Raw genomic sequence first — 20,788 nt, forward strand, 5'->3', positions numbered from 1 at the left:
GCTGTGGCCGCATCGCGCACCGCACGGCGGCGCAAGGCCCGCCGTAGGGCCGACATGTCCCTGCTCGGTGGCATCAGGCCCCCGGTCACCGTCCTGTCGGTCCTGCTGCTCGCCCTCGCGGGGTTCACCTCGCTCAGCCTCGGCAGCCTGCGCGCCGACCGGCTCCCGGAGGCCGTACTGACCTCCCAGCAGCACTTCGCCGAGGACGGTGCCATCGCCCTGCGCGCCTCCCTGGACGAGAGCGTCACCGACCTCGACCGGGCCGCCTCCCTCTTCTCCTCCGGCAAGCCCCTCGCCCCGGACGCCGTCCTCGAACGCATCGGCAGCGTCTACCAGAAGTGGCGCGGCACCGCCGTCGTCGAGATCGGCTCCGGCAAGCTGCTCGCCGCCCGCGGCGAGAACCTCCCGCTGACCGCCGTCGACCACGGCAAGCTCGCCGACGAGGACGGCCTGGCCCCGCGCATGGTCCGGCTGGCCAACGGCGAGACCCGGCTGCTGACCCTCTCCCTGCTGTCCTGGAAGGACCAGCCGCAGCAGCTGCTGGTCGCCTCCAGCAGCCTGCGCTTCCCGGGGATCAGCCTGGGCAAGTTCCGTTCGGTGGCCGTCGTCGGCTCCGACGGCACGGTGCTCAGCAGCGACGGCATCCCCGAACCGGAGATGGCCTCCACCGACGCCCAGCGCGCCGGGGCCACGCGCGACACCAAGCAGCTCGCCTCCCTCTCGAAGGCCGCCGCGAAGAAGACCGCGCCCCACCCGCTGACCGTGAAGGAGCCCGGTTCCGGCGGTTTCCCCGGGGTCAGCGGCAGCCTGCTCGGCGGCGAGTCCGGCGGCAAGCGCACGGCCGCCGGCTACGCCCGGCTCGCCGGGCCCGAGGCGGGCGTCCACACCGACGCCACCGGCCTGGGCCTGACCGTCGTCGCCATGGTCGACGTCGCGCAGAACAAGGCCCGGGCCTCCGACGCCTTCGCCGGGCTGGTCCTCGCCGGGGCCCTGCTGCTCGTCGGCGCCCTGGTCGTCGCACTCCTCGTGGCCACCGTGCAGCGGCCGCTGATCAGCCTCTTCCTGGAGAGCCGGCGCCTGACCCGGGGCGAGCTGACCCGGCCCGTGCCCGTACCGCGCGGGGCGGAGGCCGCCCGCATCGCGACCTCGCTGGAGCGGCTGCGCGTGCAGCTGCTGAGCGGCGGCGAGACCCCGGCCGGCTCGCGCACCCGCCGTGTGCGCCGTACGGGGGCCCGTACGCTCGTCGCCCTGTGCGGGGTACTGCTGCTGGCCTGGTGCCTGCCGCTGGGCCTGATCGTCAACCGGGCCGGCGACGACGTGGTCGTACCGCAGCAGCTCGTCGACGACCAGCGCGAGCGCACCGACACCCTGAGCGACCGGGTCCGCCGCGCCCTCAACGAGGGCCAGGCCGACCTGCTGTCGGTGGCCGCGCTGATGGGCTCCGACAGCACCCCCGAGCACATGACGTCCGTCCTGGAGCACACCGCGCGGGAGCACGTCCGCTACGCCTCCCTCTACGTCCTCGACGCGGACGGCAAGGTCCTCGCCCGGGCGGGCGGCGACCCCCAGGACGCCGGGGGCAAGGGCCCGCGCAAGGAGCCCGTCGCGCTGCGCGGGGGCGGCCATTCGCCCGTCGTCGTCGCGACGGCCCCCGTCCCCGGCCGGGAGGGCGCGGCGGTCGTCGGCGAGTTCCGCATCGACTTCCTGAACTCCCTGCTCAAACGGCCGGGCCTGGGCGAGATCCGGGTCGTGGACTCCCAGCACCGGATCATCGCCTCCAACGGCGGCTACCGCGCCTTCGAGAAGCTCGACGACGAACGGCTCGACGCCCTCGTCAAGAGCTCCGCCCTCACGGTGGGCACCACCCGGCGCCCCCACGGGGTCCTCTACCGCAGCGGCGGCGACCACGTCGTCGCGGCGGCCGCGCCCTTCGTGGGCGGCGGCGCGGCCGAGCCGCTGGACTGGACCGTCGTCAGCTGGCAGTCCGCGAAGGGCCTGGCCATCCACGAGTACGACGTGCAGAACCGCACCGTCCTGGCGGGCCTGCTCGGCTTCGCCGTCGGCGCGGCCTGCCTGGGCTGGCTCCAGATCGTCGTGGTCGCCCCGCTGCGCGAACTCGCCCGGCGCGCCGAGGCCCTCGCCGACGGCGACCGCCGCACCGTGCTCTACCCGCGCCACCACGACGAGCTGGGCGCGGTCACCCGCAGCCTGGAGATCCTCCGCCAGCAGCTCCAGCAGCAACAACAGCAGCGCAGACAGGGCGCCGGCCGCAGCGCCGGGAAGCCGAAGCCGTCCGCCCCGGCCGGAAGGAACTGAACCGCCGTGCTCTTCCTCTACTGCGTCCTGCTCGTCTGCTGCCTGATCATGCTGGTGGCGGGCGTCGTCGAGCAGCGCCGCCACTTCGCCAGCCTGGACCGGATCCCCAACCGGGTGTTGGTCAACGGCATCCGCGGCAAGAGCTCGATCACCCGCCTGTGCGCGGGCGCCCTGCGCGGCGGCGGCCTCACGACGGTCGCGAAGACCACCGGCACGGCGGCCCGGTTCATCCACCCGGACGCCACGGAGGAGCCGGTCTACCGCAAGTTCGGCATCGCCAACGTGGTCGAGCAGATCGGTATCGTGCGGCGCGCGGCCGCCTACCGCCCGGACGTCCTGGTCATGGAGTGCATGGCCGTCATGCCGGCGCTCCAGGAGATCAACCAGTCGAAGCTGATCCAGTCGACCATCGGCGTCCTGTGCAACGTCCGCGAGGACCACGTCGCCGAGATGGGTCCGACGCTGGACGACATCGCGCGTTCCCTGTCGCGGTCGATGCCGCACGGCGGGATCTGCGTCACCGCCGAGAAGGAACGTTTCGACGTCCTCCAGCTGGAGGCCGACGCCCGCGACTGCGAGCTGGTCTACGCCGATCCGGACACCGTCTCCGACGAGGAGCTGCGCGGCTTCAGCTGGTTCACCTTCAAGGAGAACGTCGCCATCGCCCTCACCGTCGCCGAGCTCCTCGGCGTCGACCGGGCCACCGCCCTCAAGGGCATGTACGAGGCCCCGCCGGACCCGGGCGTCCTGTCGGTCGAGCGGTACGTGGCCCCGGGCGGGAAGCGGCTGCGCTTCGCGAATGTCTTCGCGGCCAACGACCCCGAGTCCACGCTGATGAACATCAACCAGCTGCTGGACCTGGGCGCGGTGGACCGCCCCCTGAACGTGGTGATCAACTGCCGCCCCGACCGCGTCGAGCGCAACGGCCAGATGGGCGCGATCGTCCCCGAACTGCGCCCGGACAAGGTGTTCGTGATCGGGCACCCCGCGAAGAGCGCCATCGACGCGATCCCGGCCGAGTGGCGCGACCGCGCGGTCGACCTGGGCGGTGACCAGCGCGACGGCGAGGAGTTCATGCACGAGCTGCTGGGCCACCTCGGCGCCGACTCCTCGCTGGTGGCCATCGGCAACATCCACGGGCAGGGCGAGATCCTGCTGGAGCACCTCGCGGAGCTGCCGCCGGACGAGTCGGAGCCGGAGCCGGAGCCCGCCGGGAAGCCGCGGGAGGAGCCCGCCCCGGCCTTCGCGCGGCCGCTCGACCCGTACGCGGACGCCCCGTACGGCCACGACCCGTACGCGGGGCCGGGTCCCGGCCACCCGCAGCAGCCGCCGTACGGCCAGGTCCCGTACCAGCAGCCCCCGTACGCACCCCCGCACCAGCAGCCCCCGTACGGCGGGCCGCCGCCGCCCGGCCCCTGGTCCGGGGACCCGTACGCGCAGCCCCCGCGCCCCGTGGACCCGTACGGCATCGGCGCCGCGACCCCCGTCCCGGCCTGGCCGCAGCCGCAGACGGAGCCGCAGCCGCAGACCCCGCAGCAGTACCCCCCGTACGCCCCAGGAGAAGCCCGTTGATCCCCGCCGTCCTCACCCCTGAGATCGCCGCGATCGGCATCGCGCTGGGGCTCCTCTTCTCCCTGCTCTGCTACCTGACGACCAACCTCTCCCCGGGCGGCATGATCACCCCCGGCTGGCTGGCGCTGACCCTGATCGAGGACCTCCAGCGCGCGGCCCTGGTGGTGGGCATCACCGTCCTGACGTACGTCCTGACCCTGCTCACGCAGAAGTTCGTCATCCTCTACGGCAAGCGCCTGTTCGCCGCCGTCGTGCTCATCGGCGTCCTGCTCCAGGCCACCGTGGTGATCGTGCTCCAGATGGAGTTCCCGCTGCTCTACGCGAACCAGACCCTCGGCTTCATCGTCCCGGGCCTGGTCGCCTACCAGCTGGTCCGCCAGCCCAAGGGGGCCACCCTGCTGGCCACCGGCAGCGCGACGCTCATGACGTACGTGGTCCTGACGGCCGGGATCCTCCTCGGCGTCATGCCCAAGGGCTGACCCGCGCCCCCTTCCCCCCTCCCTCCGCCCCTCGACCGTCCGGAGCCCCCCATGACCGCCAAGCCGAAGAGCCGCCGCTCACGTCCCGTGCTGCACGCGGCCACCGTGCTCGCGCTGCTGGCCGGCAGCGCCTACTTCACCTACGCGCTGCGGACGCAGGAGCAGGCGCAGTCGCCCGCCGTCCACGTCGTGCTCGACAGCAAGGCGGCGAGCGGCATCGCGGCGGGCGAGACCGGCGCGCAGAAGTGGGAACGCGTCAAGAGCCCCGACCGGTCGGTGCTGCGCGACGGCGCCGGGCAGGTCCTGGCCACCTTCACGGACGGCGCCCGCACGGCCACCCTCACCGGCCCGAGCCGCACCTTCACGGAGCCCGCGAACACCACCTCGCGGGTGGTCACCGAGAACTGGGTGCGGCTGATGCCCGAGCCGTGGAAGCAGGGCGCGGAGACCCAGCCGTGGTTCAAGGAGTGGTTCAAGAAGTACTTCGGGAGCCAGGAGGACGACCTCTTCGCCTTCGCGTTCCAGTACGGGGACCAGGCCCCCGTGAAGAAGGACGCGCAGGGCACCGCGTACGCGGGCGACGCCTCCTTCGGGCCGCTCAACCCGGCGGGCTCGGCCGGCAACGACCTGCGCCTGGAGCAGTCGGACTTCTACGACTACCTCGGCAAGCCGTACGCCTTCCGCAACGGCGTCACCAAGCAGCCGCAGGCCCCCCGCTACCGGGCGATGGACTGTTCCGGCTTCGTCCGCACGGTCTTCGGCTACCGGGCCCGCTACCCCCTGCTGTCCGACGACGTCGCCGGGGCGGGCCTGCCGCGCACCGCGAACGGCATGGCCCGCTCGGCTCAGGGCAAGGACGTCATCCCGCTGGGGGGCGTCGGCCCGCAGGACCGGCCCGCGTCGATCGATGTGCTCCAGCCCGGCGACGTGCTGTTCTTCAAGCTCGACGCCCGCACCAAGGACCGCCTCGACCACACGGGCATCTACCTGGGCACCGACACCGACGGGCACCAGATCTTCATCTCCAGCCGCGAGGAGGCCGACGGCCCCACCATCGGCGACAAGGGCGGCGCCTCCCGCCTGGACGGCAACGGCTACTACGCGACCACCCTGCGCAGCGCGAAGCGGCTCTGAGGAACTACGGGGCCGTCGGAGCCGGGGGCCAGGGGGCCGCGCCGCCGACCGGCTGGACCAGCCAGCCGAAGTCGCCCAGGCCGCCCCGGGCGGTGAGTTCCGCCGCCTCGCCCGCCGCCGACAGGGCCCGGACGTAGCCCGCCGGGTCGGTGGAGGCCAGGGCCAGCGGGGGACGGCCGCCCGAGACGCCGAGGGCGGTCAGGGCCTCGCGCTGGGTGAGCAGGCGGGCGCCGGGCCCCGCGCAGGCGTCGAGGGCCACGTGCGCGGTGACGTCGCAGCCGCCGTCCGGGACGGGGGCGGTCTCGCGGCCCGCGCGGAAGCCGGTGAGGGTGCCGTACGGGGGGCGGGCCGCGCGGGTGTGGGCGTAGTCCACGGCCACCGCAAGGCCCCGTTCCAGGGTGGCGACGGCCGCCGCCCAGGCCGCATCGCGCGGCCGTCCGATCTCGGCCCGGCCGCCGGCACCCGCTTCGCCCGCCTCCCCTTCGCCCGCGCCCGCCGCACCGGGCCACCAGCGCTCCAGCCAGGCCCGGTCCGCCGCGTCGAGGGGGCCGCCGGGGCTCTCCGTACCGTCGGGCGCGACCAGGACGTAGCGGCCGTCCTCGGCGATGTCGAGCGGGACGTTGTCCAGCCACTCGTTCGCGAACAGCAGCCCCGTCGTCCCTTCGGGGGCCTCGGCGGCCCACCGGATCCGCGGGTCCAGCCCCTCGGGACGGGCCGCCCGCTCGACCGCGTACGGCCGCACCCGCGCCGCCGTCTCCGGGGGCAGGGCGGCGAGCACCCCGGTCAGCAGTTCGCCGCGCCCGGCCCCGACGTCGACCAGGTCGAGCCGCTCGGGCCGGCCCAGTTCCGCGTCGACGATCCGCAGCAGCCGGGCCACGGCGCCCGCGTAGAGCGGCGAGGCGTGCACGGAGGTCCGGAAGTGCCCGGCGGGCCCCGGGCCGCCGGGACGGACGTAGAAGCCGTCGGGTCCGTAGAGCGCCGCCTCCATCGCGGCGCGCCACCGGACCGGACCCCTGACTTCACCCTGAGCGCTCATCCCACGAAGGTTAAGCTCACCCTCCACCTTGGGGAGTACACCCCCGTCACAGGGATCGCACCTGTGGTTGACTCCAGCACCTATCCCCGTTCCCTACTCTGGGTTACGTGCAGCGCCTCTACGACTTCATCCGCAGACACCCGACGGGCGTCGACAGCTTCTGGGCTGTCCTCCTCTTCGGGGTCTCCATGCTGAACGTCCTGGAGGAGCCCGCCCTCGACACCCGGCTGAAGCTGGCCGCCGTCCCCGTGGTGGTCGCGCTGAGCACGGCCGTGGCCCTGCGGCGCAGGTGGACGCGGGCGATGCTCTGGCTCACCCTCGGGGCGGGCGTCTACCAGCTGGCCCTGGGCATCACCGCCGGCTCCTACGACCTGGCGATGTTCATCGTCCTCTTCACGGTCGCCGCGAGCGACGTCCCGCGCTGGGTCTCGCGCACCGCGCTGGGCTGGGGGCTGGCCGCCTCCCCGCTGTACTTCCTGCGCAACGGCGTGGACAAGGGCCTCAACCTCACCAACAGCCTCCTGTTCACCATCGGGGTGGCCGTCCCCTTCGCCCTCGCCTGGGTGCTGGGCGACTCGCTGCGCACCCGCCGCGCCTACTACGCGCAGCTCGTCGAACGGAACCAGCGGCTGGAGAAGGAGCGCGAGGCGCAGGCCAAGGTGGCGGTGGCCGCCGAGCGCGCCCGGATCGCCCGCGAGCTGCACGACGTCGTCGCGCACAACGTGTCGGTGATGGTGGTCCAGGCCGACGGCGCCGCGTACGTCATGGACGTGGCCCCGGATCAGGCCAAGGAGGCCCTCCAGACCATCTCCGGCACCGGCCGGCAGGCCCTGGCCGAGATGCGCCGGCTGCTGGGCGTGCTGCGCACCGGTGAGCCGCAGGAGTCCGAGGACTACGTGCCGCAGCCGGACGTGGAGCAGATCGAGGTCCTCGTCGAGCAGGTACGGGCGGCCGGGCTGACGGTGGACTTCGAGGTGGAGGGCGCCCCGCGCAAGCTGCCCAGCGGGGTGGAACTGACCGCGTACCGGATCGTGCAGGAGGCGCTGACGAACACGCGCAAGCACGGGGGTCCGGACGCGAAGGCCAGTGTGCGGCTGGTCTACTTCGACGACGGGCTCGGCCTGCTCGTCGAGGACGACGGGCGGGGCGCGGCGCACGAACTGTACGAGGACGGCGGCGCGGACGGCGCCGGGCACGGTCTGATCGGGATGCGGGAGCGCATCGGTATGGTCGGAGGAACCCTGGACGCGGGCCCGCGCCCCGGCGGGGGCTTCCGGATCAGCGCACTGCTCCCGCTCAAGAAGAGTTGAGGTATTCACCCATGTCCATCCGAGTGATGCTGGTCGACGACCAGGTGCTGCTGCGCACCGGCTTCAGGATGGTGCTCGCCGCCCAGCCGGACATGGAGGTCGTCGCGGAGGCCGGGGACGGCCTGGAGGCGCTGGAGGTGCTGCGGGCCACGAAGGTGGACGTGGTGCTGATGGACGTGCGCATGCCGCGGCTGGACGGGGTCGAGGCGACGCGGCGGATCTGTGAGCCGGAGGAGCACCCGAAGGTCATCATCCTGACCACCTTCGACCTGGACGAGTACGCGTTCTCCGGGCTGAAGGCGGGTGCGAGCGGCTTCATGCTGAAGGACGTGCCGCCGGCGGAGCTGCTGGCCGCGATCCGCTCCGTGCACAGCGGGGACGCGGTGGTGGCCCCGTCGACGACGCGCCGGCTGCTGGACCGGTTCGCGCCGATGCTGCCGAGTACGACGGCGGAGCCGGAGAACAAGGAGATCGAGCGGCTGACGGACCGCGAGCGGGAGGTCATGCTCCTGGTGGCGCAGGGCCTGTCGAACGGCGAGATCGCCGGCCGGCTGGTCCTCTCGGAGGCCACGGTGAAGACCCACGTGGGCCGCATCCTGACGAAGCTGAGCCTGCGCGACCGCGTCCAGGTCGTCGTTCTGGCCTACGAGACGGGCCTGGTCCGGGCCGGGGGCGGCTCGGCGGCGTAGCCGCGACCGCCGCCCCCGGCGGGGCGGGGCGGACTAGAAGCGCTGGACGAACTCACAGGTGTTCGGGACGACGGAGTCGAGGGTGGCCGCGTCGGCCATCAGGATGTCGAAGTCGGCCGGGTTCTCGCCGCAGTTGATCCGGTCGAATCCGCCGTTGCGGCTGAGGATCGTGTCGTTGCCGCCGCGCCCGTCGAAGGTGAGGGTGGTGGCGCCGGGCGCGGCGTTCCAGCCGTCGGAGTCGGTGAGCCGGTCGGGGCCGCTGCCGCCGACGAGGATGTCGTCGCCCTCGCCGCCGACGATGTCGCTGGCGATCGAGGTGTTGTTGGTGGCCACGTCGTCACGGTCGCCCAGCGAGGCCTGGATGCGGGTCACGCTGGCCGCAGCGCCGCAGCGGACGGTGTTGGGGTTGGCGAACTGCACACAGCCGGGCCCGGGGGTCAGCGGGTTCCCCGAGTCGTTGACCTCCAGGAACCCCCCGCTCATGCTGACCCGGAAGGTGACGTTGTTGGACTCTCCGGGCAGCGCGGCGAAGTTGATCTGGGAGCCGCTGCGGATCACGAACGCCGGGTCGGCGGCCGCAGGGCCGGCGAACGCCAGCGTCAGCGTGAGGGCGGCCACGGAGGGGAGCGCGACGCGTGCCGTGCGGAGGATGTTCATGGGTGCAGTCCTTCGGTTGCCGTAGGCGGACCGGATCGAGGGTCCGTCGATCCTGAGCGCTACCCAGAGCAACCGTCAGTTTCATATCATCTACCCGGAGTTACCCCGACTGCCGCAGCACAAGCCTCCGTCCGGCCGCTGCCCCGACCGGGCCGTCTCAGGTCATCCAGCGGTCCGGGCGGGCCGTCGCGCGGGAGGTGCGGGAGCGGGTGGCCTGGGCTTCGAGGAGGGCGGCGGCTTCGGCGGTGGCGCGCAGGTGGGCCGTGACGGTGCCGTTCGCGCCGGTGTCCACGTGGACGTCGGCCACGCCGCGGGCCCGCTGCCAGGGGCCCTGCGAGCGGCGCACGCTCTGCACCTTCGCGTGCGGGACGTAGTCGGTACGCCGGCACAGGCGCCCGCGCCGGGCCGCGAAGAGCTCTTCCGAGACGGCCAGCCCGTACCCCTTCCACCACACCGGCACCACCCACCGCGAGCCGGCGCGCGGGGACGGGGTGAACTCCAGGGCGCCCAGATCGGCGCCCGGCAGCACGCGGGCGATGACCGCGTGGGCGGCGGCCCGCGTGGCGACGGGGACCAGCACCTCGTTCTTGGAGCCCGCCACGGCCAGCTCCACCCGGACCCAGCCGAGCCGCCGCCACAGCAGCGGCTCCACGATCCGTACGCTCTGCACGCGCCCCGGCGGGACCGTCTCGTGGGCCCGGTCCAGCAGCCCGTGGTCCAGGCGCAGCCCGTCGGGGGACTCGGCGACGGTCCAGTCGTACTCGGTGAGGAAGCGGCCGAGGCTGCCCGACCAGACGGCGCCCAGCAGCGGGACCAGGGTGGCCACCGCCGCCCAGAGGTTGTCGCTGAGCCACCACACGGCGAGCGGGGCCGTGAGCCCGACGGCGAGGGCCGCCCACACGCCGAGGCTCAGCAGCAGGGACACCGCGAGGTGGCGCACCGGCACCCGCAGCAGTTCGCGTGCGGGGGCCTGGCCGACGGTGGCGGCGTGTGCGGGGGCGAAGCCGGCGGCGCGGGCCAGCAGCTCGGCGCGCAGGGCGGTGGCGTCGGCCTCGGCGAGGAAGGACAGCTCGTCCTTCGCCTCGGTGCCGATGACGTCGAGCCGCAGCTTCGCGACCCCGGCGATCCGGGCCAGCATCGGGCGGGTGACGTCCACGGCCTGGATCCGGTCGAGCCGGATGTGGGCGGTGCGGCGGAAGAGGAGGCCGGTGCGGATGCGCAGCTCGGTGTCGGTGACGGCGTAGTGGGTGAACCACCAGCTGAGGAAGCCGTACGTGCCGAAGACGAGGACCAGGGCGGTCAGCGCGAGCAGCCGCAGCTGCACGGAGAGGGCGCCGGCCCACTCCTCGACGCGTTCGCCCTGCTGGGCGGCGATGCCGACGGTGGCGGCGATCGGCACCCACGCGCGGCGCAGCGGGGTCAGGACGTGCAGCCTCCGCTCGACGGCTCCCGGAGCCCCGGCGGAGACGGGCTCCAGCCCGGACGGCGCGACCGGCCCGCCGGACGGCTCGGGGTACGGCTCCCCGTAGGCCCCGACCGCCTCCCCGTCCGGCTGCGGAATCGCCTGCGGTACCGGCTCCCGCGCCGGCTCCCCCACCCGCTCCCCCGGCCCGCTCACAGCCCCGCCGACCTTGCTTCGCCCAGCTCCGTCAGCCGGTCCCGCAGCCGCTCGGCCTCCGCCGGCACCAGCCCCGGGATCTTGGCGTCCGTCGCGGCGGCGGCCGTGTGCAGCTGTACGGAGGCCAGCCCGAAGCGCCGCTCCAGCGGCCCGGAGGTGACCTCGACCAGCTGCATCCGCCCGTACGGGACCACGGTCTCCTGCCGCCACAGGACGCCCCGGCTGATCAGCAGGTCGTCGGCCCGTTCGGCGTACCGCCAGGACCGCCAGTTCCGCCCGAGCATGACCCACCCCCAGGCCAGGACCCCGAGCCACGGCGCCCCGAGGGCCGCCCAGGCGGGGCCGCCGAGGACGCCGAGCAGTACCGCCGTCGCCGTGGCGAGCAGCAGCGTCCAGATCACCAGCAGCAGCCGCCGGAGCGTGAGCAGCCCGCCCGGCAGCCCCACCCATGCGGGCCGGCCCGTCTCACCCGTCGTCCCGATTTCCATACGCCCACCCTAGGACTGCGACAATGCCGCCATGACGGAGACCACGGTCGGCATCGGCGGCGCGGCGGAGAGCACCGACATGGTGCTCAACATCGGACCGCAGCACCCTTCCACGCACGGCGTGCTGCGCCTGCGGCTCGTCCTGGACGGCGAGCGGATCGTCAGCGCCGAGCCGGTGGTCGGCTACATGCACCGCGGCGCCGAGAAGCTCTTCGAGGCCCGCGACTACCGCCAGATCGTGATGCTCGCGAACCGCCACGACTGGCTGTCCGCGTTCTCCAACGAGCTGGGCGTGGTCATGGCCGTCGAGCGGATGCTCGGCATGGAGGTCCCCGAGCGCGCGGTGTGGATGCGGACCCTCCTCGCGGAGCTGAACCGGGTCCTGAACCACCTGATGTTCCTCGGCTCCTACCCCCTGGAGCTGGGCGGCATCACCCCGATCTTCCACGCGTTCCGCGAGCGCGAGGAGCTCCAGGCCGTCATGGAGGAGATCTCCGGCGGCCGCATGCACTACATGTTCAACCGGGTCGGCGGCCTCAAGGAGGACCTCCCGGCCGGCTGGCTGGGCCGGGCCCGCGAGGCCATCGCCGACGTCCGGACCCGGATGGACGTCTACGACAAGCTCGTCCGCGGCAACGAGATCTTCCGCGGCCGCACGCGCGGCGTCGGCGTCCTGTCCCGGGAGGCGGTGCACGCGTACGGGGTCTCCGGCCCCATCGCCCGCGCCTCCGGCGTCGACTTCGACCTGCGGCGCGACGAGCCGTACCTGGCGTACGGCGAGCTCCAGGACGTCCTGAAGGTGGTCACCCGCACCGAGGGCGACTGCCTGGCCCGCTTCGAGGTGCTCCTCGACCAGACGCACAACGCCCTCGACCTGGCGGTGGCCTGCCTGGACCGGATGGCGGAGCTGGCGCCGGGGCCGGTCAACCAGCGCCTGCCGAAGGTGCTGAAGGCCCCGGAGGGCAGCACGTACGCCTGGACGGAGAACCCGCTCGGCATCAACGGCTACTACCTGGTCTCGAAGGGCGAGAAGACCCCGTACCGGCTGAAGCTGCGCAGCGCCTCCTACAACAACATCCAGGCCCTCGCCGTCCTGCTGCCGGGGCAGCTGGTCGCGGACATGGTGTCGATCCTGGGCTCGCTGTTCTTCGTCGTCGGCGACATCGACAAGTGACCGGCGGCCGGTCCGGCCCGACCTGACAGTCGCCCGATATCCCGGTGAGGGCGGGCCCGGGCCGACCTAGGGTGCCCCCATGACCACGGGCACGCACACCGACACCATCGCCGCCTACCTGCGCCGGCTCGGCATCGCCGACCCCGGTGCACCCTCCGTCGAGGGGCTGTTCGCGCTCCAGAGGGCGCACCTGGAGCGGATCTCCTACGACAACGTCGACGTCCAGCTGGGCCGGCCGCCGGCCATCGACCCCGAGCTGTCGGCCCGCCGCTTCGCCGCCGGGCGCGGGGGCTACTGCTTCCACCTCAACGGCGGTTTCGCGCTGCTGCTGGAGACCCTGGGGTACGAGGTCACGCGCCACGTCGGCGGTGTGTGCGCCGAAGCCGACTCGCGCGAGGTCGGCGGCGGGCACCTCGTGCTGACCGTCCGCGTCGGGGGCACCGCCTACTGGGTGGAGGCCGGGCTCGGGGACGGCCCGTACGAGCCGCTGCCGCTGCGCGAGGGCGCGTACGAGCAGAGCGGCTTCGGGTACGCGATGGAGCGGCTGGAGCCGCTGGAGGGCGAGGGCCCGGGCTGGAGCTTCCTCACCCCCGCCGGCCACATGCCCCGGGTGAACTTCCGCGACGCCCCCGCGACCACGGCCGACTTCGAGGCGATGCACACCTGGCTGTCGACCTCCGAGGACTCTCCCTTCGTACGGACCTTCGCGCTGCTGCGGCGGGACGCGGAGGGCGCGGACATCCTGCGCGGCCGCGTCCTGAGCCGCGTCGAGCCCGCGAAGGGCACGACGGAACGGGTACTGGACGGGCCCGAGGAGCTGTTCGAGGTCATCGGGACCCTCTTCGGCCGGGCCCTCGACGACCTGACCCCGGCGGACCGGGCGGCGCTGTGGGCCCGGGTGAACCGGGCGCACACGGCGTGGCTCGCCACCCACCGCCGCTGACACCGCCGCTGACACCGCCGCCGATACCGCCGCCGACACCGCCGGGCCTGGGCCGGGCCCACGAGGGCGGCGGCGTCGATGTCGGTGCGGCAGGGCAGACTTGGGGCATGTCCCACTCCCCCCGACGGGCCTGCCCGACCTGCGGCCGCGACTGCGCCGTGACGGCCGGCCGGATCGCCCGCCACGACCCCCCGGCCGGGCGCGGGCGCGGCGACCTGGTGTCCTGCCCCGGCTCCCGGGCGCGGGTGATGCTCGGCGCCTCCGCCCCGACGCTGGACGGCTTCGCCCTCGCCCCGCATCCGGGCCAGCTGCCGCTGTTCTGAGCCCGGCGGACCGGCGCCGACGGGTTTCCTACCCGCCCGCCCCTGAGCGGCGCACGGGGGCTGGCCCCCGGTAACGCGCGGGGGCGTTCCCCGTGTTGGGGGCGGGGGTGGCGTCCGTAGCGTTCGGGGCATGACGACGACGAGCCCCTCCTTCCGCAGCCGCACCCGCACCCGCCGGCCGTGGCTGCGCCGCAGCGCGGCCGCCGTGGCCCTGGCCGCCGTACTCGGCGGGGCCGCCGCCCCCATGGCCCTGGCCGCGCCCTCCGCCGCGGCGGCCCCCGCCACCGCCCGGGGCACGCTGATCTCCGTCACCCCGCTCGACACCCTCGACCGCGCCCAGGTCGTCGCCGCCCTCGCCGGACTCGGCATCGACGGCGCCACCGTCCGGTACGGCGTCGGAGCGCACCGGCTCACCTACGCCACCATCGACCCCCAGGGCCGCCCCACCACCGCCACCGGGCTCCTGGTCCTGCCGCGCGGGGGCCCGCACCGCCTGGACCTGGTCTCCGACACCCACGGCACCGTCGCCACCCGCACGGACGCCCCGTCCGGCGACGCCGGCTCCAACCGGCTCACCCCGTACCTGCACGCCTCGGCCGGCCGCGCCGTCGCCGCCCCCGACTACCTGGGCCTGGGCGGCGGCCCCGGCCCGCACCCCTACATGGACACCGCCTCCGCGGTCACCGCCTCCGTCGACATGCTGAAGGCGGCCCGCAGCGCGGCCGAGCGGCTGGGCCGCCCCGTGACCCGGGACGTGTACGCCACCGGCTTCTCCCAGGGCGGGCAGGTGGCGATGGCCCTGGGCCGCGAGCTGTCCCGGGGCCGCGACGGCCTGCGGCTGCGCGCGCTGGCCCCGATGGCCGGCCCGTACGATCTGAGCGGCTCGCAGAACCCCGGCATCAGCGACGGCAGCGTCGCGCCGCGCTCCGCCGTCTACTACCTCACCTACTTCCTGACCGCGCAGAACCGCCTCCACCCCCTGTACGGGGACCCGGCCGAGGTGTTCCGGGCACCTTATGCACAGGCTGTGGAAGGCCTGTTCGACGGGAGCCACTCCTTCGAGGAGATCATCACCGCGCTGCCCGAGGACACCGGGCAGCTGCTGACCCCGCGGTGGGCGGAGCTGGTGCGCCACCCGCAGGGCGCCTACCTCGACGCCCTCAAGGCCAACGACGGGGTCTGCGACTGGAAGCCGCCCGTCCCGGTACGCCTCTACGCTGGCTCGGGGGACACCGACGTGCCGATCGCCAACTCCCGCGCCTGCGCGGCGGCCCTGGCCCGGCACGGGGTCCGCGCGAAGCTCGTCGACCAGGGCCCGGACGCCGACCACACCGCCAGCGCGGTCCGCTCGGCCCCCCAGGCCGTCCGCTGGTTCGACTCCCTGCGCTAGGCCTTCGCCGGCGTCCCGGCCTCCAGCAGCCCGAGCAGCCGGGTGGTGCCGTCCGCCCCGAAGCCCGCCTCCACGCCGCGCCGGTACAGGTCGGCGTGGGCGGCGAGGATCGAGGTGTCCACGCCGGAGTCGGCCGCCGTGTGCAGGACGTGTTCGAGGCTCGCCGCGCACATGGCGAGCCGGGCGGCCGAGCCGTCGTGGTCGCCGGCGTCGACGGCCGGGGTGGTGAACTCGTAGAACCCGCGCATGCTGTCGGCCGTGTACCCGGCGTACGGCAGGACGTCGGCCGCCGTCAGGCCGTTGGCCCGGGCCACGGCGAGGGCCTGGTACCAGCCGGTGTAGGCGGTCCAGAACATGATCATGTTGAGCTGGTAGTAGAGCTGCGCGTAGCCCGGGTCGGCGCCCCGGTAGTCGGTGGCGGCGAGCACGTCGAGCGCGGCGCGGTGCTCCTCGTACGTCTCGCCCGGGCCGCTGACGAAGATGCTGGCCCCCTCCTGGCCGATGCCGGCCGGCGGGACGTTGACCCCGCCGGTGAGGTAGCCGGCGGCCCCGCGCTCCTCGGCCCAGCGGGCGGCGGCGCGGGCCTTGTCCGGGACGTCCGAGGAGAGGTTGGCGAGGACCCGGCCGGCGAGCGGGACCCCGTCGAGCGCGGTGCGCATGGCGTCCGCGTCGATGAGGCTCAGCACGGTCAGCGGGCTCGCGGCGACGGCCTCGGCGGCGCTGGCGGCCCGCCGCGCGCCGCGCGCCACCAGCGCGTCGTCCTTGCCCGGGCTGCGGTTCCAGACGGTGACCCGGTAGCCGGCGTCGAGGTAGGCGGCGGCCATGGCCTGGCCCATGGGCCCGAGTCCGACGATCGAGATCTGGTTCATGACGGAGTTCTCCTCAGGAGCTGTGCACGGAAGCGCTCTAGAACGAACGCTCTATCCAGTGATCGGGACGACCGTAGCACGCTCTAGAACGAACGCTCTATCCAGAAGAGCGGGTAGACTCCCGCCATGGCAGCGACGACGAAGACGAAGACGGCGGCTCCGGCGACGGAACCGGGGACGCGCGACCGTCTGGTCCGCACCGCCTCCCACCTCATGCAGCACGGCGGCTACGAGAGCACCCCGGTCAAACAGCTGGTCCGCGAGGCGGAGGCCACCCTCGGCTCGCTCTACCACTTCTTCCCGGGCGGCAAGCAGGAGCTCGCGGTCGCCGCGATCCGCTTCGGCGACGGCGAGTTCGCCCAGCTGCTCCGCGACGGGCTCGCCGGCCACGAGGACCCGGCGCGGGCGGTCGAGGCCGTGGCCGAGCTGCTCGCCGACGCCCTCGCGGCGTCGGACTGGCGCGACGGCTGCCCCGTGACGGCCACCGCGCTGGAATCCGTGGGCCGCCTCCCGGAGCTCCAGGAGGCCTGCGCCCAGTCCTTCGGGCACTGGCAGGAGCTCGTCGCGCAGAGGCTGCTGGCCTCGGGCATCGCGGAACCGGAGGCCCGCGACCTGGCGGTGACGATCGTCGCCACCCTGGAGGGCGCCGAGATGACCTCCCAGGTCACCGCCAGCCGCACCCCGCTCCTGCTGGCCGGCCGCCACCTGGCCCGCCTGGTGGCCTCGTACCTGCCCTGAACGCCCGGAGGAGCAGTCCGACTAGTGATCTGGTTTTGAGGTCTGGGCTCGCCCCATGAGGCGTGTTCTGTTTCAGATCTTGGGTTCTGCCTGACGGGGCCCGGATCGGTCCGGTGTCCTGGTGGGATGGGCGATAACAGGCTCCCGCCAGTGGTGCTGTCGGAGGCTGAACGACTGACGCTGGAGAGCTGGGCCAAGCGGCGTTCAACGGCGCAGGGCCTGGCCCAGCGCGCGCGGATCGTGTTGGCGTGCGCGCGTGGGTGGAACAACACGATGGTCGCTGCGCGGCTGGACACAGAGCGCAAGACGGTGGCCAGATGGCGGACCCGGTTCCTGCGGGACCGGCTGGAGGGCCTGGCGGACGAACCGCGGCCCGGGGTGCCGAGGAGCATCACCGACGCCCAGGTGGAAGAGGTGGTGGTCCGCACTCTTGAGGAGACCCCTGCGGGTGGGACGCACTGGTCGAAGCGGGAGCTGGCCAAGGTCGTGGGGATCTCGCCTGCGAGTGTGCTGAGGATCTGGCATGCGTTCGGTCTGCAGCCATGGCGGACCGAGACGTTCAAGATCTCACCGGACCCGTTCCTGATCGACAAGGTCCGTGACGTGGTGGGCCTCTACCTGGCCCCGCCGGCGAACGCCGTCGTGTTCGCGGTGGATGAGAAACCGCAGATCCAGGCCCTGGAGCGGACCGCGCCGGTGCTGCCGATGCTGCCCGGGGTGCCCGAGCGGCGGAGTTTCGACTACGTCCGCCACGGCACCGTCGACCTGTTCGCCGCGTTGAACACCGCGACGGGCAAGGTGATCACAAAACTGTCCGCGCAGCACCGGGCCGTGGACTTCCGGGACTTCCTCGACGAGATCGACCGCCAGACCGGCAAGGGCCTGGCGGTCCACGTGATCTGCGACAACCTCTCCGCTCACAAAGCACCCGTGGTGCACAAGTGGCTCCTGGCACATCCCCGCTTCCAGCTCCACTTCACCCCCACGTACTCGTCATGGATCAATCAGGTCGAGCGGTGGTTCGCCGAGCTGGAACGACGCTGCCTCGAACGCGGAGTGTTCTGCTCCCTCGACGACCTCAAGGCCGCCCTCGAGAATTGGATCAAGGTCTGGAACGATGAGGCCCGGCCCTTCAAGTGGACCAAGACCGCCGACCAGATCCTCGACCGCATCTGCCGCTACTGCGACAGGATCTCCAAACCAGATCACTAGGAGATGGCGGTCCGCAGCCGGGCCACGTCGATGGGCTCGGTCTCGTCGTGGGCCGTCAGGTCGATGACCTGGCCGAGCGCCCGCTGCTCCGGGGTGACCGGCTTGAACTCCGGGTCCGTCTCCGTCCCGGCGGACTCCGCCTTGTGCACGGCGAGGGCCTCCGCACCGACCACGTCGGCGAGGTCCTCGTTCTGCACGGACTCGATCACGGCGCGGGCCTGCGCGGCCGTCTTCGTACCGAAGAAGTCGAAGCCGCCCTCGACCCGCGAGGCGGACCGGCGCTGGGCCGCGTACGGGGCCACCGCGGCGGCCATCCGGCGCGCGGGGACCTGCGCCGACGCCGGGGCGGCGGCCGGGCGGGCGTGCGCGTCGGCGGCGGGAGCGGCCTGCGAAGCGGCAGCCGGGGCAGCCGTCTTCGGGACGGCCGCAGCCTCGGCCTGGGCCTGCGCCTTGCGCACGAGGGCGGCCATCGCCGCGTTGGCCCGGGCGTAGCCGACCGCCGTGGGCGCGCCGCTGCCGGTGCGCTCCTCGGAGACCGCCGGAAGCTCCTTCGGCCCGGCCGGCGCCGGCGCCGCCGCGGCCTCGATGGCCAGCAGGCGCCGCTTCTCCAGGGCGCTAGCGCGCTCGGTCTCGGCGGTCGCGTACCGGCGCAGCAGCGCGGCGTGTTCGCCGCGCAGGCCCGCGATCTCGACGCGCTTGGCACGCAGCTTCGCGTCGAGCTTGGCGCGCAGGACGCGCGCCTCCTCCAGATCGGATTCGAGCTCGGCTATCCGCTCTTCCGTCTTCCACTCGTCCTTGACGCGCTCGCGCGCGAGCTCCGCGACCCGGCGGCCGGCGGCCCGGTCCCAGGCCCGCATGAGGACGGCGCCGCCCACGCCCGCGGCGGCCGAGAGGGCCACGAGCAGGCGCAGGGCGAGGGGTTCCGCGAGCAGCCAGGCCGCACCGGCACTGGCCACGCCGACCCCGGCGACGACCGTCGGGGTGAGAAGTCGGTGCAGGGGTTCGGGATTGCGGTGACGTCCACGGGGCATGGCCTGAAATTTACAGGGCGTGGGGGGCCGGTGGGGTACCCGCCCGGCAATCTCTTCCCCGGCAGTTACCCCACCATTCGCCATCAATCCGGTAACTGCTACTTCGTCAGCAGGCCCTTGGAGTCCAGATAGGCCTTCGCGACGTCCGCGGGCTTCGCGCGCTCCGCGTCCACCTTCCGGTTGAGCTCGACGAGGTCGGCGGTCGTGAGCACCTTGGTGAGGTCGCCGAGGACGAGCGCGACGTCCGCGGAGCCCGCGTCCTTGGCGTTGACGACCGGCAGGAGGTTGTCGGCGTTCTGGAGCTTCTTGTCGTCCTCCAGCAGGACGAGGCCGAAGCTGTCGAGGGTGGCGTCGGTGGTGGTGGTCAGCACCAGCTGGTCGACGCCGTCCTTGACGGCCTGCTTGGCCTGCGGGGTGCCGACGCCCTTCGGGTCGATCCCGGAAACCTGGATTCCGTACGTCTTCTCCAACCCGGGGGCGCAGAAGGGACGGACGGAGCATTCGTCACCGGCGGCGACCTTCACCTTCAGGCCGGACTTCCCGAGATCGGAAAGGGTCTTGAGATTGTTCTTCTGGGCGAATTCCCTGCTCACGGCGAAGGCGTTCTGGTCGACGGCCTCGCCCGCCGGCAGGGCCTTGATGCCGAGCGGGACGGCGAGCTTCTCCAGGGCCGCCACCGTGGCCGCCACGTCGCTGGAGGCGACCGGCTTGTCCTTGGGCGCGTCCTTGCCGTTGACCTTGGCGTTGAGGAACTCGGCGAGGGTGGCCGCGTACTCCGGGACCACGTCGATCTCGCCCTTCTCCAGGGACGGTTCGTACAGCTCGCGGTTGCTGACCGTGGTGATGGAGGTGCCGTAGCCCGCGTGCGCCAGCAGCTGCGCGTACAGCTCGGCCAGGACGTTGGACTCGGTGAAGCCGGCCGCGCCGATCACCAGCTTGCCCTTGCCTCCCCCGGCGGCGGAGGCCGCGGGGGCGGAGGAGCCGCCGTCCTTGGCCTTCTCCAGGCTGTCACCGCCGCACGCGGCCAGCGACACGGTCAGGGCCAGGGCGCCCACGGACGCGCCGAGGACGCGCGCGGTCTTGCTCATGGAAGTACTCCGTTTCGAGGCGGGGAAAGAGGCAGGTGAAGACAGGGGTCAGCGCGCCGCCGGGCGGCGCAGCAGCAGCCGGTCCGCCGCCACCAGCACGCCCTCCACCAGCAGCGCCAGCAGCGCCACCAGCACGGCCCCCGCGACGACCTGCGGGGTGTTGTACGTGTTGAAGCCGGCCGTGATGATCCGGCCCAGGCCGCCCTGGCCGACCATCGCCGCGATCGTGGCGGTGGCGATCACCTGCACGGCGCCCGAGCGCAGCCCGGTCATCACCAGGCCGCGGGCGAGCGGGAGTTCCACGCGCAGGAACAGCTGCCGGCCGGACATGCCCATGCCGCGGGCGGCCTCGACCACCGAGCGGTCGACCTCGCGCATGCCCACGTAGGCGTTGGTCAGCAGCGGCGGCAGGGCGAACAGCACGAGCGCGGCGATCGTCGGCAGGTAGCCGGCGCTGCGCAGCGGGGAGACCATGAACAGGGCCAGCACCGCGAAGACCGGGACGGCCCGTCCGGCGTTGGAGATGTTGACGGCGAGGGCGCCGCCCTTGCCGAGGTGGCCGAGCCACAGTCCGACGGGCAGGGCCACCGCGCAGGCGATGGCCAGGGCGACGCCGCTGACGTAGACGTGCTCGCCGAGGCGGTGCCAGACACCGCTCTCCCCCGACCAGTTGGCTCCGTCGGCCAGCCAGTCCCAGGCCTGTCCCATCACACCCACGCCC

At 73.4% G+C, this 20,788-nt stretch carries 20 protein-coding genes; 12 read left to right on the plus strand and 8 right to left on the minus strand.

Going from position 1 to position 20,788, the window contains the following annotated elements; translation table 11 throughout:
- Nucleotides 1–3 precede the first annotated feature (3 nt).
- Genes OOK31_RS18500 through OOK31_RS18515 form a run of 4 tightly spaced genes read left to right on the plus strand, consistent with a single transcriptional unit; the run spans nucleotide 4 to nucleotide 5,501 of the window.
- Nucleotides 4–2,316, plus strand: a complete 2,313-nt coding sequence (locus tag OOK31_RS18500) for a cache and HAMP domain-containing protein (protein ID WP_323188229.1) — start codon at nucleotides 4–6, stop codon at nucleotides 2,314–2,316.
- 6 nt (nucleotides 2,317–2,322) lie between these two features.
- A complete protein-coding gene (gene pgsB, locus OOK31_RS18505; RefSeq protein WP_267088371.1) occupies nucleotides 2,323–3,888 on the plus strand; it encodes a poly-gamma-glutamate synthase PgsB in 1,566 nt (521 codons plus the stop codon).
- A complete protein-coding gene (locus OOK31_RS18510) occupies nucleotides 3,885–4,367 on the plus strand; it encodes a poly-gamma-glutamate biosynthesis protein PgsC/CapC (protein ID WP_267088372.1) in 483 nt (160 codons plus the stop codon). Before pgsB ends, OOK31_RS18510 begins: the two co-directional genes overlap by 4 nt.
- A gap of 51 nt (nucleotides 4,368–4,418) precedes the next feature.
- Nucleotides 4,419–5,501, plus strand: a complete 1,083-nt coding sequence (locus OOK31_RS18515) for a C40 family peptidase (RefSeq protein ID WP_267088373.1) — start codon at nucleotides 4,419–4,421, stop codon at nucleotides 5,499–5,501.
- A gap of 4 nt (nucleotides 5,502–5,505) precedes the next feature.
- Here OOK31_RS18515 and OOK31_RS18520 read toward each other — a convergent pair whose 3' ends face one another.
- A complete protein-coding gene (locus OOK31_RS18520; protein ID WP_267088374.1) occupies nucleotides 5,506–6,537 on the minus strand; it encodes an SAM-dependent methyltransferase in 1,032 nt (343 codons plus the stop codon).
- Nucleotides 6,538–6,644: 107 nt separating this feature from the next.
- Here OOK31_RS18520 and OOK31_RS18525 point away from each other — a divergent pair, with 107 nt between their 5' ends.
- Together OOK31_RS18525 and OOK31_RS18530 are read left to right on the plus strand one after the other, a co-directional pair.
- Nucleotides 6,645–7,847, plus strand: coding sequence for a sensor histidine kinase (locus OOK31_RS18525; protein WP_267088375.1), 1,203 nt, complete (start codon nucleotides 6,645–6,647; stop codon nucleotides 7,845–7,847).
- Between the two features lie 11 nt (nucleotides 7,848–7,858).
- Nucleotides 7,859–8,536 (plus strand): response regulator transcription factor, encoded by a 678-nt coding sequence (locus OOK31_RS18530; RefSeq protein ID WP_267088376.1) that lies wholly within the window; start codon nucleotides 7,859–7,861, stop codon nucleotides 8,534–8,536.
- Nucleotides 8,537–8,569: 33 nt separating this feature from the next.
- Here the strand turns inward: OOK31_RS18530 and OOK31_RS18535 are convergent, their stop codons facing one another.
- From OOK31_RS18535 to OOK31_RS18545, 3 genes are all read right to left on the minus strand, one after another.
- A complete protein-coding gene (locus tag OOK31_RS18535) occupies nucleotides 8,570–9,193 on the minus strand; it encodes a hypothetical protein (protein ID WP_267088377.1) in 624 nt (207 codons plus the stop codon).
- Nucleotides 9,194–9,350: 157 nt separating this feature from the next.
- Nucleotides 9,351–10,670, minus strand: a complete 1,320-nt coding sequence (locus tag OOK31_RS18540) for a PH domain-containing protein (protein WP_267088930.1) — start codon at nucleotides 10,668–10,670, stop codon at nucleotides 9,351–9,353.
- A 137-nt stretch (nucleotides 10,671–10,807) separates the two neighbouring features.
- Entirely contained in the window at nucleotides 10,808–11,299 is a 492-nt protein-coding gene (locus OOK31_RS18545; RefSeq protein ID WP_267088378.1) for a PH domain-containing protein, read from the minus strand.
- 31 nt (nucleotides 11,300–11,330) lie between these two features.
- On the opposite strand from OOK31_RS18545, the gene OOK31_RS18550 reads away from it, so the two are divergent.
- The 4 genes from OOK31_RS18550 (at nucleotide 11,331) to OOK31_RS18565 (ending at nucleotide 15,129) form a co-directional block, all read left to right on the plus strand.
- Nucleotides 11,331–12,473: an NADH-quinone oxidoreductase subunit D gene (locus OOK31_RS18550; RefSeq protein ID WP_267088379.1), complete on the plus strand. Its 1,143-nt coding sequence runs from the start codon at nucleotides 11,331–11,333 to the stop codon at nucleotides 12,471–12,473.
- A gap of 79 nt (nucleotides 12,474–12,552) precedes the next feature.
- Complete coding sequence (locus OOK31_RS18555) at nucleotides 12,553–13,416, plus strand: arylamine N-acetyltransferase (protein ID WP_267088380.1); 864 nt, start codon at nucleotides 12,553–12,555, stop codon at nucleotides 13,414–13,416.
- A gap of 107 nt (nucleotides 13,417–13,523) precedes the next feature.
- Nucleotides 13,524–13,739, plus strand: a complete 216-nt coding sequence (locus OOK31_RS18560) for a hypothetical protein (RefSeq protein WP_267088381.1) — start codon at nucleotides 13,524–13,526, stop codon at nucleotides 13,737–13,739.
- A gap of 130 nt (nucleotides 13,740–13,869) precedes the next feature.
- Entirely contained in the window at nucleotides 13,870–15,129 is a 1,260-nt protein-coding gene (locus OOK31_RS18565) for a S9 family peptidase (protein ID WP_267088382.1), read from the plus strand.
- Here OOK31_RS18565 and OOK31_RS18570 read toward each other — a convergent pair.
- Nucleotides 15,126–15,998, minus strand: coding sequence for an NAD(P)-dependent oxidoreductase (locus OOK31_RS18570; RefSeq protein WP_267088383.1), 873 nt, complete (start codon nucleotides 15,996–15,998; stop codon nucleotides 15,126–15,128). The genes OOK31_RS18565 and OOK31_RS18570 overlap by 4 nt on opposite strands.
- A gap of 126 nt (nucleotides 15,999–16,124) precedes the next feature.
- Here OOK31_RS18570 and OOK31_RS18575 point away from each other — a divergent pair, with 126 nt between their 5' ends.
- Together OOK31_RS18575 and OOK31_RS18580 are read left to right on the plus strand one after the other, a co-directional pair.
- Nucleotides 16,125–16,736 carry a TetR/AcrR family transcriptional regulator gene (locus OOK31_RS18575; RefSeq protein ID WP_267088384.1) on the plus strand — a complete coding sequence of 204 codons (612 nt, stop codon included), beginning with the start codon at nucleotides 16,125–16,127 and terminating at the stop codon, nucleotides 16,734–16,736.
- A gap of 126 nt (nucleotides 16,737–16,862) precedes the next feature.
- On the plus strand, nucleotides 16,863–17,948 hold the full coding sequence (locus OOK31_RS18580; protein ID WP_267088385.1) for an IS630 family transposase: 1,086 nt from the start codon (nucleotides 16,863–16,865) through the stop codon (nucleotides 17,946–17,948).
- On the opposite strand, the gene OOK31_RS18585 is transcribed toward OOK31_RS18580, so the two are convergent.
- The 3 genes from OOK31_RS18585 to OOK31_RS18595 all read right to left on the minus strand — a co-directional run bounded on the left by OOK31_RS18585 (nucleotide 17,945) and on the right by OOK31_RS18595 (nucleotide 20,784).
- Nucleotides 17,945–18,979 carry a hypothetical protein gene (locus OOK31_RS18585; RefSeq protein WP_267088386.1) on the minus strand — a complete coding sequence of 345 codons (1,035 nt, stop codon included), beginning with the start codon at nucleotides 18,977–18,979 and terminating at the stop codon, nucleotides 17,945–17,947. The two genes, OOK31_RS18580 and OOK31_RS18585, sit on opposite strands and share 4 nt — an antisense overlap.
- A gap of 98 nt (nucleotides 18,980–19,077) precedes the next feature.
- The gene (locus tag OOK31_RS18590; protein ID WP_267088387.1) at nucleotides 19,078–20,067 is read right to left on the minus strand and encodes an ABC transporter substrate-binding protein; all 990 of its coding nucleotides are present in this window, start codon (nucleotides 20,065–20,067) and stop codon (nucleotides 19,078–19,080) included.
- Nucleotides 20,068–20,115: 48 nt separating this feature from the next.
- The gene (locus OOK31_RS18595; RefSeq protein WP_267088388.1) at nucleotides 20,116–20,784 is read right to left on the minus strand and encodes an ABC transporter permease; all 669 of its coding nucleotides are present in this window, start codon (nucleotides 20,782–20,784) and stop codon (nucleotides 20,116–20,118) included.
- Nucleotides 20,785–20,788 lie beyond the last annotated feature (4 nt).

Source organism: Streptomyces sp. NBC_00249, from assembly GCF_026342355.1.
Lineage (GTDB): Bacteria > Actinomycetota > Actinomycetes > Streptomycetales > Streptomycetaceae > Streptomyces.